The sequence below is a fragment of the Rhizobium sp. SAFR-030 genome (genome assembly GCF_059415005.1).
In genome coordinates this window covers 357,594-370,470 of sequence record NZ_JBPFDO010000005.1, presented here as the reverse complement: position 1 = coordinate 370,470, position 12,877 = coordinate 357,594, and the positions used below count along the sequence as shown (strand labels likewise).

The window sequence follows — 12,877 nt, the reverse complement described above, 5'->3', positions numbered from 1 at the left end:
GGCCCGGCATTTTCCAGTCCCTCGCCGGACGGCCATGCCGCCTCGATACCGGATCGGCCGGCTCTGCTCATGCCCTCTCCTACGCAGCGGTGCTCGCCGCGGATCTGTGCAGCGGCGGAAGCGGCACGAAACCGGCCGCTTGACGGGGCAAACGGGCGTTGACGAATTGACTTTTACGGCGGGTTGCTCTTATAAGCCGCCCACGTCCGGCTTTCCGAAGGCGCGCGAGCGCGTTCCCACGCCGTCACGTTTCCAGCAACGCTCTTGCCATGATCGGTCTATCGATCGGGCAAATCCAAGAAGGGCCGCACACCGCGGTATTAAAAAATGAAGCGTACCTATCAACCGTCCAAGCTTGTCCGCAAGCGTCGTCACGGTTTCCGCGCCCGCATGGCAACCAATGGCGGCCAGAAGGTTCTGGCTGCTCGCCGCGCACGCGGCCGCAAGCGTCTGTCGGCGTAAGGCCGGCGTGCCCCGAGGATATCGCGGGCGATGACGTCTGAAGACGAACACGACAAGACTGTCGGGCGGCTGAAAAGCCGGCCGCAGTTTCTTGCAGTCCGGGAAGGCGAAAAACGCCGCGGCCCCTACTTCCTCGTGGAAGTGCTCGACCGCAAACAACCCGGCACCGAACCGCGCGTCGGTTTCACCGTGACCAAAAAGCAGGGAAATGCCGTCGAACGGAACCGGATGAAGCGGCGCCTGCGCGAAGCGGTGAGGCAATACGCCCGGTTTGCAATGAAAGATGGTCATGACTATGTCATTGTCGCCCGGCGCGAGATGCTGAACGCACAGTTTGCCGAACTCACGGCGGCGCTTTCCGAACGGCTGGGAAGCAGACCGAAACACAAGCGGTCCGAGGAGACCCGTTCCAGGAAAGCATGATGGAAAAGAACCGCAATTACTTCATCGCGATCGCGCTGTCGGTGCTGATCGTCCTGGCCTGGCAATTCCTCTACATGAATCCGCGGCTGGAGGCGCAGCGCAGCCTTGAAGAGGCACAGCGCGCCCAGGCGGAGCAGGCATTGCAGACGACACCTGCCCCGGCAACGCCCGGCGCACAGCCGTCCGGCACGTTGCCCGGCCTCACTCAGCCGCAGGCGGCAGAGACCCGCGACCAAGCGCTCGCCAAGTCGCAGCGCGTCGCCATCGACACGCCGGCCCTCAGTGGCTCCATCAACCTCACAGGCGCCCGTTTTGACGACCTGCACCTGCGCGGCTACCACGAGACGGTGGACGACAGCAGCCCGACCATCACGCTGCTTTCGCCGGCCGATACCCCGGACGGCTACTTCACCGAGATCGGCTATATCGGCAGCCCTGAATCCGGCGCCGTTCCCGGCCCCGGCACGGTCTGGACGCTGGCTGGTGGCGACCGTCTGACACAGCAGACGCCCGTCACGCTGAGCTACACCAACGACAAGGGCATCGTCTTCAACCGCACGATCGCCGTCGACGAACACTACATGCTGACGGTCACCGACAAGATCGACAATCCGGGCACCGCTCCGGTGAGCGTATCGAGCTACGGCCGCGTGACCCGCTACAACAAGCCGGCGCATGCGTCCGTCTACGTCATTCACGAAGGCTTCATCGGCGTCCTCGGCTCGGAAGCCGGCGTCAGCGAGCACAGCTACAGCAGCATCGAGAAGGAAGCCGTCACCAGCCCGAAGGCGACCGGCGGCTGGCTCGGCATCACCGACAAGTACTGGGCAACGACGCTGGTGCCGCCGCAGTCGCTCGGCTACGAGGCGCGCTTCACGCACTTCACCGACGGTCAGCCCCGCTATCAGGCCGACTACAAGAGCGACGCGATCACCATCGCGCCCGGCCAGTCGACCGAGACCAAGAACCTGATCTTCGCCGGCGCCAAGGAAGTTCCGCTCGTCGACAGCTACGAGCAGAGCTACTCGATCCCGCGCTTCGACCTGCTGATCGACTGGGGATGGTTCTATTTCATCACCAAGCCGATGTTCAAACTGATGGACTTCTTCTTCCGCTACTTCGGCAATTTCGGCGTCGCCATCCTTTGCACGACGATTGTCGTGAAGGCGCTGTTCTTCCCGCTGGCCAGCAAGCAGTACGCTTCGATGGCGGCGATGAAGCGCGTGCAGCCGAAGATGGAAGAGCTGAAGGCCAAGCACGGCGACGACCGCATGGCCCTGCAGCAGTCGATGATGCAGCTCTACAAGGAAGAGAAGATCAACCCGATCGCCGGCTGCTGGCCGGTTCTCCTGCAGATCCCGATCTTCTTCTCGCTCTACAAGGTCATCTACGTCACCATCGAAATGCGCCACGCGCCGTTCTTCGGCTGGATCCAGGACCTTTCGGCTCCCGACCCGACGTCGCTGTTCAACCTGTTCGGCCTTTTGCCCTACGACGTGCCGCATGCGCTGATGATCGGCATCTGGCCGATTATCATGGGCATCACGATGTTCCTGCAGATGCGCATGAACCCGACGCCGCCGGATCCGACCCAGGCGATGATCTTCACCTGGATGCCGCTGGTGTTCACCTTCATGCTGGCCTCGTTCCCGGCCGGTCTGGTGATCTACTGGGCGTGGAACAACACGTTGTCGATCACCCAGCAGGCGCTGATCATGAAGCGCCACGGGGCCAAGATCGAGCTGTTCGGGAACCTCAAGAACCTGTTCAAGCGAAAACCGGCAGCCAGCAAATAGCCACCGCAAGAACACCGGCTTCGGCCGGGGTTTTTCGTTGCGGGCATGGATGATCACGCTTCTCCGCCCTCCAACGCCCTCCGGCTACGCTTGACATCGACCGTCAAAACCCGGAAGCCGTTTCCGACTGGTTCAAATTTGCGACAAGGCATCATGGCAGCAGAACAGACAAACGAGGAAAGGCCACTCTTTGGTCGTCCCTGGATCTTCATCCGCGGCGTTCCGTCAATGGAGTTCCTGCCGCCGGAAGGCCCGCTGGAAGTGGCTTTCGCCGGCCGCTCGAATGTCGGCAAGTCGTCGCTGATCAATGCGCTCGTTGGCCACAAGGGGCTTGCCCGGACGTCCAATACACCCGGCCGCACCCAGGAGCTCAACTACTTCGTGCCCGAGGGTTATTCCGGACAGGTTGACGACCTGCCGCCGATGGCACTCGTCGACATGCCGGGCTACGGCTATGCGCAGGCGCCAAAGGAGAACGTCGATGCGTGGACGCGACTGGTGTTCGACTATCTGCGCGGTCGCTCGACCCTGAAGCGCGTCTATGTGCTGATCGACAGCCGCCATGGCCTGAAGAAGAACGACGACGAGGTGCTGAACCTTCTCGACAAGGCCGCCGTCTCCTACCAGGTCGTGCTGACCAAGACGGACAAGATCAAGCCGCCGGCTGTGACGCGGCTGACCGCGGAGACGCTCGAAAAGATCCGCAAGCGTCCGGCTGCCTATCCGTTCGTCATCGCCACCTCCTCTGAGAAGGGCGAGGGCCTCGATGAATTGCGCCAGGCGATCGGCGAAACGATCGGAAGGCCGGTCTGACGGCGTAGCCGACCGTAAGAGGAACGGTTGGCAACAGCGGGACAGCATTCGCCGCCAGACCGGTGGAGCATGGCCGCTGCGTCGAGCGCGGCGGCCTTCTTCCGAACTACATCTTCGGCAGCATCACCGCATCGATGACGTGGATCACGCCGTTGGACTGCTTGACGTCGGCGATGGTCACCGACGCGACGTCGCCCATCTCGTCGGTCAGGGTGATGGTGCCGCCGGCTTCCTTGGCCTTGAGGACGCAACCGCCGACGGTCGTCACATCATGCTCGCCGCCGTCATCCTTGATCATCTTGGCGATCATCGTCGACATGGCATCCGCCGCGACCACGTGGCAGGTAAGCACCTTGGTGAGCTGCGCCTTGTTTTCCGGCTTCAGCAGCGTGTCGACAGTGCCCTGAGGCAGCTTGGCGAAGGCAGCATTGGTCGGTGCGAAGACGGTAAACGGCCCTTTGCCGCTCAGCGTCTCGACAAGCCCCGCAGCCTTGACGGCGGCGACAAGCGTCGTGTGATCCTTCGAGTTGACGGCGTTCTCGACGATGTTCTTGTCGGCATACATCGCGGCGCCGCCGACCTGCGGATTGGCGGCCTGCGTGGCAAGCGCGCTGGCAGACAGGATGGCGATGAGGGCCGTGGTGCGGAGAGTGGTTTTGAACATGGACATATCCTCTTCCTCTTCTCGATGAACGGCCGGGCGAGGCCCGGTCCCGTCGTTCCTGATGATCGGGAACAGGAGAGGAGACGGAAGGCCGATGACGAGAGTTTCAGCGGGGCGAAATTTTATTCGGCCTCGTTCTCGCGTCGGATCACGGCCTGCGGAGCGGGCCGGCGGCCAGCACCGGACCGGTGGCGACGCCCGTCGGCGACCCGCCCAATGGTTCGAGGCTGACGGCAAGCGTCACGCCGTCGCCGAGGACCGGGCGAAGGCGGTCGGGTACGATCACTTCGCCGTCGCCGGTTTGCGGCAGGACACCGAGAGAGACAGCCGGATCGCTGCCGCGGATCATCCAAAGCTCCAGCGAGTGCGGGTCTGCCGCGGCATTGGCGACCGGGGTCAGCTTCAGTCGCCCGTCACCGGCGGTATAGTGTGCAACAAGACTGAGAGCCGCATCGGTCTCAGCCTGCATCTGCGCCAGCAGTGGCGCACGCCCGCTTCGTGACGTCTCTGGCCGCTCGGCAAACAGCACCGTACCGACGAGCAGGAAGATCGACATCAGCGCAAGGCCGCGCCAAAGCGCGACGGAACCCCAGAGGCCTGCCAGAAGCCCACCGCCGCTCATGGCGCGAGACCTGCCGCCCGGAACGCCGAACAGCCGCTTCTCGATCGAAGGCAGGATGTAGTTCGGCGGCGCTACGGTTTCATATTCCTCGTCGAGTTCCGCAAGGTTCTGCTCCCAACGGGCGACGATGGCGGCGAACGGACGGTCGCTGCGAATACGCGCCTCGACCTTCGCCCGTGCCTCGTTGGACAGAACGCCAAGAACGTATTCGCCGGCGAGGACTTCGTCCCGGGCACGGTCACCTTCGCTCTGGTCGGGTCTCGTCATCGATCCATGCACTCTCTCAGCTTGAGCAGGCTCCGGCGCAGCCAGGTCCGCATCGTGTTCAGCGGCACTTGATGGCGTTCCGCCAGTTCCTGATAGCTTAGACCTTCGACATAGGCGCTTCGAACAGCGCCTGCCCGATCAGAATCCAACTCTTGCATGCACCTGTCAATGCGTCTTCCCTCGCCGCGCAACAGGCAGGCCTCTTCCGGATCCGGCGCCAGATCCACCACGTCCAGCCCGTCGTCGCCGATCGGATCGGCTGGCGGGCGACGGGCACGCAGGACGTCGATGGCATGGTTGCGGGCAATCGCGCAAAGCCACGCCATGCCCGTGCCCTGCGACCCGGCGAAGCGCTCGGCCTTGGCCCAAATCTTCACGTAGATTTCCTGCAATGCCTCTTCGGCCTCGCCACGATCCTTGAGGATACGCAGGGCGACGCCGAAAAGTTTCGGCGAACTGCGGGCATAGAGCGCGGCAAAGGCGGCGCGGTCCCTGAGGGCGATGCGCGCAACGAGTTCTGAAAGCTCATCCTGATGCGTCACCATGTCATCCTCCGCCCGTCGATGCCCAGGGGCAGACGTGACTGTGTTACGGGCAATTGTTGCCGGCGGATTGTTTCCTCATTGAAAAACATGGGGTACAAGTCCGCACCGCAGGTTCCAGAGGTGTATCCATGTCCCTTTCCGAGAGCGAAATGCAGGCGCAATTGCTGACGCAGGCCCTGCCCTTCATGCAGCGTTACGAGAACAAGACGATCGTGGTGAAGTATGGCGGGCATGCCATGGGCGATTCGACACTGGGCAAGGCTTTTGCCGCCGACATCGCGCTTCTGAAACAGTCGGGGGTCAATCCGATCGTCGTGCACGGCGGCGGGCCGCAGATCGGCGCGATGCTCACCAAGATGGGGATCGAATCGAAGTTCGAGGGCGGCCTGCGCGTCACCGACGCCAAGACTGTCGAAATCGTCGAGATGGTGCTTGCGGGATCGATCAACAAGGAAATCGTCGCGCTCATCAACCAGACGGGAGAATGGGCGATCGGGCTCTGCGGCAAGGACGGCAACATGGTGTTTGCCGAAAAGGCCAAGAAGACCGTCATCGACCCCGACAGCAACATCGAACGCGTGCTCGATCTCGGCTTCGTCGGCGAGGTGGTGGAAGTCGACCGGACGCTGCTCGACCTCTTGGCCAAGTCCGAAATGATCCCGGTCATCGCCCCGGTGGCGCCTGGCCGCGACGGCGCGACCTACAACATCAACGCCGACACCTTTGCCGGTGCGATCGCCGGCGCGCTGCGCGCCGACCGCCTGCTGTTTCTCACCGACGTGCCGGGCGTGCTGGACAAGGACAAGAACCTCATCAAGGAACTGTCGGTCGCGCAGGCGCAGGCGCTGATCAAGGACGGCACGATTTCGGGCGGGATGATCCCCAAGGTCGAGACCTGCATCGAGGCCATCCGCGCCGGCGTCCAGGGCGTCGTGATCCTGAACGGCAAGACCTCGCATGCCGTGCTGCTCGAAATCTTCACCGAAGGCGGTGCGGGAACCCTGCTGGTTCCCTGATCAGGACCAGAACAGCAATGCCAGGATGCCTGTGACGATCAGCAGGCATCCGAGCAGTTCCAGCCGGTTGATCTTCTCCTTGAACAGGAACACCGACGAGATGAAGGTGAACACCAGCTCTATCTGGCCGAGCGCGCGGACATAGGCGACCTGCTGCAGCGTCATCGCGGTAAACCAGCCAGCCGACCCGATGACGCCTGCCAGCCCGACCAGCGCCGAGGACCGCCAGGCCCGTGCGACGCGACCGATCTCCGAGGCGTCGGAGATCAGCATCCACACCAGCATGAACACCGTCTGGAAGGCTGTGACGCAGGCAAGCGTGAAGCCGGCCTGCATGACGACGTTCGGTCCGTCGAGCGAGAGTGACGCCGTGCGATAGGCAACTGCGGAAATGCCGAAAACGGCGCCCGACGCGATGCCGATCAGCGCCGTTCGGCTGACCAGCGCGCGGAACAGGCCGGCAAATGTCAGCGGCGAACGGGCAACCGAAATCACCATCACGCCGAGCACGCCGACGATGATCGCCGCGACAGCGCCGGCGGTGAGCGTTTCGCCGAGAATGATCAGCCCGAACAGCGCCGCCTGCACCGGCTCGGTCTTCGAATAGGCGGTGCCGACGGTGAAATTGCGCAGCGAGAACAGGTAGACCAGCATGATCGTCGCATAGATCTGTGCCAGTCCGCCGACGACCGCCCAGACTGCAAAGGTGAGGCCCGGCACCGGCAGCCGATATCCGCCGATCAGGTGAAGGGCGATGACGTAGCAGACCGCCACCGGAAACCCAAAGCCGAAGCGGACGAAGCTGGCCCCGCGCGTGCCGAGACGACCCTGCAGATGCTTCTGCAGCGCCGACCGCAGGTTCTGCAGAAAGGCGGCAGCAATGGTGATCGGGATCCACAGTTCCATCCTGCCGCGCTAGCATGCCGGTTGACCGCCGCCAAGCCGCCGCCCGCCTCCTGCGGTTCCGATCGACACGAAGCGGGCGCTTTCCTTCCGTGCCGACACAGGGCATAAAACGCGGATGCCACAGCTGAACAACATGCCCGACGCCAAAGATTTCGCCGATATTCGTGACTGGGTCTTCGATCTAGACAACACGCTCTATCCGCATCACATCAACCTGTTCTCGCAGATCGACCGCAACATGACCGCCTTCGTGGCCGAGTTGCTGCAGATGGAGCCGGCGGAAGCGCGCCTGCTGCAGAAGCGCTACTACCATGAACACGGCACCACGCTGCGCGGGCTGATGGTTCACCACGAGGTGGATCCAAACGCCTTCCTCGAACAGGCACATGCGATCGATTACTCGACGCTCCTGCCGCATCCGGAACTGGGCGATGCGATCAAGGCCCTGCCTGGCCGCAAGTTCATCTTCACCAACGGCACCGTGGCGCATGCACAGGCCGCCGCCCGGGCGCTCGGCATCCTCGACCACTTCGACGACATCTTCGACATCGTGGCTGCGGAATATGTGCCCAAGCCTGCCGGTGCGACCTACGACAAGTTTGCCAGCCTCAACCGCGTCGATACCCGCAATGCCGTGATGTTCGAGGACCTGCCCCGCAATCTGGAGGTGCCGCGGGCGCTCGGCATGAAGACGGTGCTGCTGGTGCCGCGCAATCTCGGCGATTTCGTCATCGAGCGCTGGGAACAGGCGGAAGACGCCGATCCCAACGTCGATTACATGACCGACGATTTGACGTCGTTTCTGCGATCCGCCCTCGGCAGCTGAGGCAACCTTACCAACATTTCATCGAGATTACCGATGTTTAAGTGGTGAAGGCGGCCGTGCATCCCTACCTTTTGTGGAGAACAACAGGAAAAGGAAGCACCCCATGACAATCAAGAAATTCGCTCTGGCAGCCCTCGGCGCGACATTCCTCGTCGGTGCCGCCGCACCCGCCAGTTTTGCCGCTCCAGGTGGACGTCCCGATCATGGCCCAGGCCGTGGCCCGGAGCGCGCCATGATGCAGGACATGATGTTCATCCGGCTTCTGAAGAATGCCGACACGAATAAGGATGCCAAGATTTCCAAGGATGAAGTCACGGCGTGGTCCGACCAGATGTTCCTGGCCGCCGACTCAGACAAGGACGGATCGCTGACCCCCGGCGAACTGCGCAAGTACCGCGAGGCGCGCATGGAAGAGTGGCGCGAAAAGCGTCGTGCCGACCGCGCTGACGCTGCCGACAATGACGACGAGCCGGAAATGGCCGAAGGTGACGCTCCGCCGGCACCTGCGGGTGACGATGGTCCCGACGCCAAGCCCGGCCGCCACGCGGCCGATGGCGAACGCGGCCATGGTCGCCACCACAGTCCCGGCCACGGGATGCGCGAAGGCATGGGGCCGCGCGGCATGATGGGTGGCTATGCGATGATGCGGATGGTCGATACCGACGAAAACGGCCAGATCAGCAAGGCTGAAGCCACCGCAGCGGTCGACAAGCTGTTTGTTCGCATGGACCGCGACAAGGATGGCTCCATCACCGTCGACGACCTGCCGAACCGCCCGATCTAATCGGCAGATCAGACTTGACGGAAGCCCGCTCCTGACGCCTCAGGGGCGGGCTTTTTCAATCTCATAGAAGTCGGCGACGACCTGCCATGCCTCTTCCGCCGTCTCGACGAAGCTGATCAGCTCCATGTCTTCGGGGGCGATCGTGCCGAAATCCGCCAGGGCTTCGAAATTGACGATGCTGCGCCAGAATTTTTCGGCAAACAGGATCAGCGGGATCCGCTCCATGCGCCGTGTCTGGATGAGGGTCAGCGCCTCGAACAGTTCGTCGAGCGTGCCGAAGCCGCCGGGGAAGACCGCGATCGCCCGTGCGCGCATCAGGAAATGCATCTTGCGGATGGCGAAATAGTGGAAGTTGAAGCTCAGTTCCGGCGTAACATACGGGTTCGGCGCCTGCTCGTGCGGCAGCAGGATGTTGAGACCGATGGTCGGCGCACCGGCTTCCGCCGCGCCGCGATTGCCCGCTTCCATGACGCCCGGTCCGCCGCCGGTGACCACAACGAAATCATGGTGATCGAGCGTTGCGGAATGCTTGGCGCAGAGACCTGCAAACTTGCGCGCCTCCTCGTAGTAGACGGATGCCTCCTGCAGGTTCTTGCGCTGCACATCGTTGCGTGCCGCCCAGGGCTCCGTGCCGGGTTCCGGAATGCGGGCGCCGCCGAACAGCACCACGGTGGACTTGATGCCCATCTCGGCGAGGATCATCTCCGTCTTCAAGAGCTCCAGCTGCAGCCGGACCGGACGCAACTCGTCACGGCAGAGAAAATCTTCGTCGGTATAGGCCAGCCGGTAGGAGGGCGAGACCGACTGCGGCGTCTTCGGAATGGCGCGGGCCCGCAGCTTGTCAACGGAGCTATCCTTCAGCGGGTCGAAGACCCCGTCCTTGCGTCTCAGCTTGTCGTTGTGGGCTGACGCCATGATCGTTTCCTTCAGGGCTCGAATCACTTGCGCGCCAAACCGCATTGACGCTTGAGTGGCGGTCGCTTAGAGCAAAAGACACCATTTTGCCAGCCGGCAGAGGGCTTCCCCTCATCACGATCCCACGACCTCCAAGGAATTCCCATGACCAGCCCCGAAGCCAAGGATTTCTCCGCCCTCGAAGCAACAATCGAAAAGGCCTTCGACGAGCGTGACAGCGTCAGCACGGCGACCAGGGGCGAGGTTCGCGACGGCGTGGAAGAGGCACTGAACCTGCTCGACAGCGGCACGCTGCGGGTTGCCTCGCGCGGCGCGGACGGCAACTGGACGGTTCATCAGTGGCTGAAGAAGGCGGTGCTCCTGTCGTTCCGGCTGAACGACATGGAGGTCGTCAAGGGCGGTCCCGGCGCCTCCACGTGGTGGGACAAGGTGCCCTCGAAGTTCGAAGGCTGGGGAGAGACGGAATTCCGCTCCGCCGGCTTCCGCGCCGTTCCGAACGCCGTCGTGCGCCGCTCGGCCTACGTCGCCAAGAACGTCGTGCTGATGCCGTCGTTCGTCAACCTCGGCGCCTATGTCGACGAGGGAACGATGGTCGATACCTGGGCGACCGTCGGCTCGTGCGCGCAGATCGGCAAGCATGTGCACCTGTCCGGCGGCGTCGGCATCGGCGGCGTTCTCGAGCCGATGCAGGCGGGCCCGACGATCATCGAGGACAACTGCTTTATCGGCGCCCGCTCGGAAGTCGTCGAAGGCTGCATCATCCGCGAAGGCTCGGTGCTCGGCATGGGCGTGTACATCGGCAAGTCGACGAAGATCGTCGATCGCGCCACCGGCGAAGTGACCTATGGCGAAGTCCCGCCCTATTCCGTCGTGGTTGCCGGCTCCATGCCGTCGGCCAATGCCGTGATGGGCAACGGCCAGCCGGCGCCGCATCTCTACTGCGCCGTCATCGTCAAGCGGGTCGACGAAAAAACCCGTTCGAAGACCGGCATCAACGAACTGCTGCGCGACTGACCCTTTCCTGACCCCTCGAGGCTTCGATGTCTGCCACCGATCCCGTCGTCAATCTGCAGACGCTCATCCGCTGCCCCTCGGTCACCCCGGCCGAAGGCGGGGCGCTGTCGGCTCTTGAGACCATGCTGTCGCCGCTCGGCTTCTCGGTCGACCGCGTCGTCGCGACGGAGGCCGGCACGCCCGATGTCGAAAACCTTTATGCCCGGCTCGGGAGCACCGGTCCGCACCTGATGTTCGCCGGCCACACGGACGTGGTGCCGGTGGGCGACGAAGCCAGCTGGTCGCATCCGCCGTTCGCCGCGGAGATCGCCGGCGGAATGCTTTTCGGCCGCGGCGCCGTCGACATGAAGGGCGGCATTGCCTGCTTCGTCGCAGCCGTCGCCCGCCACGTCGAAAAGCATGGCCCGCCTGCCGGATCCGTATCGCTGCTGATCACCGGTGACGAGGAAGGCCCGGCGATCAACGGCACCGTGAAGCTCCTGGAGTGGGCAAAAGACAAGGGCGAACGCTGGGATGCCGCGGTCGTCGGCGAGCCGACCAATCCGCAGACGCTCGGCGACATGATCAAGATCGGCCGTCGCGGGTCGATCTCCGGCTTCGTCACGGTGCGCGGCATTCAGGGCCATGCAGCCTATCCGCACCTCGCCGACAACCCGTTGCGCGTCGCTTCGATGATGGCACTGGCGCTGATGGACCCGCCGCTCGATGCGGGCACCGAGAATTTCCAGCCGACCAATCTGGAAGTCACCACGATCGACACCGGCAATACAGCGACGAATGTCATCCCAGCCAAGGCGAGCTTCGCCTTCAATGTCCGCTTCAACGATAGCTGGACGGCGGAAAGCCTGCAGGCCGAGCTGATCCGCCGGCTGGACACGGCTGCCGCCGATCAGCGACTGCGGCCCGGCCGCGAGGCGATCGGCTACGAGATCACCTGGTCGGAACGCCCGAGCCACGTGTTCCTGACGCGCGACGATGCGCTCGTGTCTTCGCTGTCGGCGGCTGTCGAAACGGTGACCGGTCGGCAGCCGGCGCTTTCGACCACCGGCGGCACCTCCGACGCGCGGTTCATCAAGGACTACTGCCCGGTCGTCGAGTTCGGCCTGGTGGGGCAGACGATGCACATGGTGGACGAACGCGTCTCCGTCGCGGATCTCGAGACGCTCACCCGGATCTACGCTCTGTTCCTCGAGCGATGGTTTGCGAATGCCGTCGCTTAGCGATCTGGTGCAGCACCAGCTTGCCGGTCTCTGGCTGCTGGTGAGAGGCGACGCACGCGGGCTTTCCCACTTCGACATATCCGACGAGGGCGTGGTGCGGTCCTTCCTCGCCTTCGTGATTTGCCTGCCGGCGATCATCGTCCATGTGGTCCTGCGCCGCATCGAATTCCTGCAGGTGTCGCCAGACCTTGGCCGCTCGACGATCACCTTCCTGTTCCAGGCGATGGCGTTGCAGACGGCGGGCTGGGTGTTGTCGCTCGGCTGCCTGATGATGTTCGGCCTGCTGCTCGGCCTGCGGCCGCTGCTGAGGCCGCTGGTGGTGTTGATGAACTGGGCGGCGGTGCCGGCACTCTATCTTGCCTATGGTATCGTCTATCCGATCGCGATGTTGCCGGACGATTCGATCGTCTTCAGCCTGCTCAAAGCGGCTCTGCTGGTGGGCGCATCCGTCGGCGCGATCGTCATCGCCTGGCTCGCCCTGCGGACGGTGGTCGGCGGGTCTCTCGTGCGACGCAGCGCTCTGATGGTTCTCGTGGCGCTGCCGGCGACCTACATTGTGTCGATGCTTGAAACGTCGATGGGACTGCGCCTGCCCCATGGTTGA

15 protein-coding genes are annotated in these 12,877 nt (G+C 63.5%); 10 read left to right on the top strand and 5 right to left on the bottom strand.

Annotated elements, in window-relative coordinates; all coding sequences use genetic code 11:
- The first annotated feature begins 327 nt into the window (after positions 1–327).
- From rpmH to yihA, 4 genes are all read left to right on the top strand, one after another.
- Complete coding sequence (gene rpmH, locus ACR65N_RS17545; RefSeq protein WP_109458303.1) at positions 328–462, top strand: 50S ribosomal protein L34; 135 nt, start codon at positions 328–330, stop codon at positions 460–462.
- 30 nt (positions 463–492) lie between these two features.
- Positions 493–885: a ribonuclease P protein component gene (rnpA, locus tag ACR65N_RS17540; protein WP_430306078.1), complete on the top strand. Its 393-nt coding sequence runs from the start codon at positions 493–495 to the stop codon at positions 883–885.
- Positions 885–2,681 (top strand): membrane protein insertase YidC, encoded by a 1,797-nt coding sequence (gene yidC / locus ACR65N_RS17535; RefSeq protein ID WP_430306079.1) that lies wholly within the window; start codon positions 885–887, stop codon positions 2,679–2,681. Before rnpA ends, yidC begins: the two co-directional genes overlap by 1 nt.
- A gap of 153 nt (positions 2,682–2,834) precedes the next feature.
- Positions 2,835–3,494: a ribosome biogenesis GTP-binding protein YihA/YsxC gene (gene yihA, locus ACR65N_RS17530; RefSeq protein ID WP_440458041.1), complete on the top strand. Its 660-nt coding sequence runs from the start codon at positions 2,835–2,837 to the stop codon at positions 3,492–3,494.
- A 106-nt stretch (positions 3,495–3,600) separates the two neighbouring features.
- On the opposite strand, the gene ACR65N_RS17525 is transcribed toward yihA, so the two are convergent.
- The 3 genes from ACR65N_RS17525 to ACR65N_RS17515 all read right to left on the bottom strand — a co-directional run bounded on the left by ACR65N_RS17525 (position 3,601) and on the right by ACR65N_RS17515 (position 5,592).
- Positions 3,601–4,158, bottom strand: a complete 558-nt coding sequence (locus ACR65N_RS17525) for a fasciclin domain-containing protein (RefSeq protein ID WP_440458040.1) — start codon at positions 4,156–4,158, stop codon at positions 3,601–3,603.
- Between the two features lie 148 nt (positions 4,159–4,306).
- Complete coding sequence (locus ACR65N_RS17520) at positions 4,307–5,047, bottom strand: anti-sigma factor (RefSeq protein ID WP_440458039.1); 741 nt, start codon at positions 5,045–5,047, stop codon at positions 4,307–4,309.
- Positions 5,044–5,592, bottom strand: coding sequence for a sigma-70 family RNA polymerase sigma factor (locus ACR65N_RS17515; protein ID WP_430306083.1), 549 nt, complete (start codon positions 5,590–5,592; stop codon positions 5,044–5,046). The genes ACR65N_RS17520 and ACR65N_RS17515 overlap by 4 nt, the downstream gene beginning before the upstream one ends.
- Positions 5,593–5,720: 128 nt before the next feature.
- On the opposite strand from ACR65N_RS17515, the gene argB reads away from it, so the two are divergent.
- Entirely contained in the window at positions 5,721–6,608 is an 888-nt protein-coding gene (gene argB, locus ACR65N_RS17510; RefSeq protein WP_430306084.1) for an acetylglutamate kinase, read from the top strand.
- Here the strand turns inward: argB and ACR65N_RS17505 are convergent, their stop codons facing one another.
- Complete coding sequence (locus ACR65N_RS17505; protein WP_440458038.1) at positions 6,609–7,514, bottom strand: EamA family transporter; 906 nt, start codon at positions 7,512–7,514, stop codon at positions 6,609–6,611.
- Positions 7,515–7,629: 115 nt separating this feature from the next.
- Between ACR65N_RS17505 and ACR65N_RS17500 the strand changes: the two genes are divergently transcribed.
- Together ACR65N_RS17500 and ACR65N_RS17495 are read left to right on the top strand one after the other, a co-directional pair.
- Positions 7,630–8,340, top strand: a complete 711-nt coding sequence (locus ACR65N_RS17500) for a pyrimidine 5'-nucleotidase (protein ID WP_440458037.1) — start codon at positions 7,630–7,632, stop codon at positions 8,338–8,340.
- Positions 8,341–8,443: 103 nt separating this feature from the next.
- Positions 8,444–9,124, top strand: a complete 681-nt coding sequence (locus ACR65N_RS17495; RefSeq protein ID WP_440458036.1) for a hypothetical protein — start codon at positions 8,444–8,446, stop codon at positions 9,122–9,124.
- Between the two features lie 39 nt (positions 9,125–9,163).
- On the opposite strand, the gene ACR65N_RS17490 is transcribed toward ACR65N_RS17495, so the two are convergent.
- Complete coding sequence (locus tag ACR65N_RS17490) at positions 9,164–10,039, bottom strand: LOG family protein (RefSeq protein WP_430306088.1); 876 nt, start codon at positions 10,037–10,039, stop codon at positions 9,164–9,166.
- A gap of 144 nt (positions 10,040–10,183) precedes the next feature.
- Here ACR65N_RS17490 and dapD point away from each other — a divergent pair, with 144 nt between their 5' ends.
- Genes dapD through ACR65N_RS17475 form a run of 3 tightly spaced genes read left to right on the top strand, consistent with a single transcriptional unit; the run spans position 10,184 to position 12,877 of the window.
- On the top strand, positions 10,184–11,053 hold the full coding sequence (dapD, locus tag ACR65N_RS17485; protein WP_440458035.1) for a 2,3,4,5-tetrahydropyridine-2,6-dicarboxylate N-succinyltransferase: 870 nt from the start codon (positions 10,184–10,186) through the stop codon (positions 11,051–11,053).
- Positions 11,054–11,079: 26 nt separating this feature from the next.
- Entirely contained in the window at positions 11,080–12,273 is a 1,194-nt protein-coding gene (gene dapE / locus ACR65N_RS17480) for a succinyl-diaminopimelate desuccinylase (protein WP_440458034.1), read from the top strand.
- Positions 12,260–12,877, top strand: coding sequence for a hypothetical protein (locus tag ACR65N_RS17475; protein WP_440458033.1), 618 nt, complete (start codon positions 12,260–12,262; stop codon positions 12,875–12,877). Before dapE ends, ACR65N_RS17475 begins: the two co-directional genes overlap by 14 nt.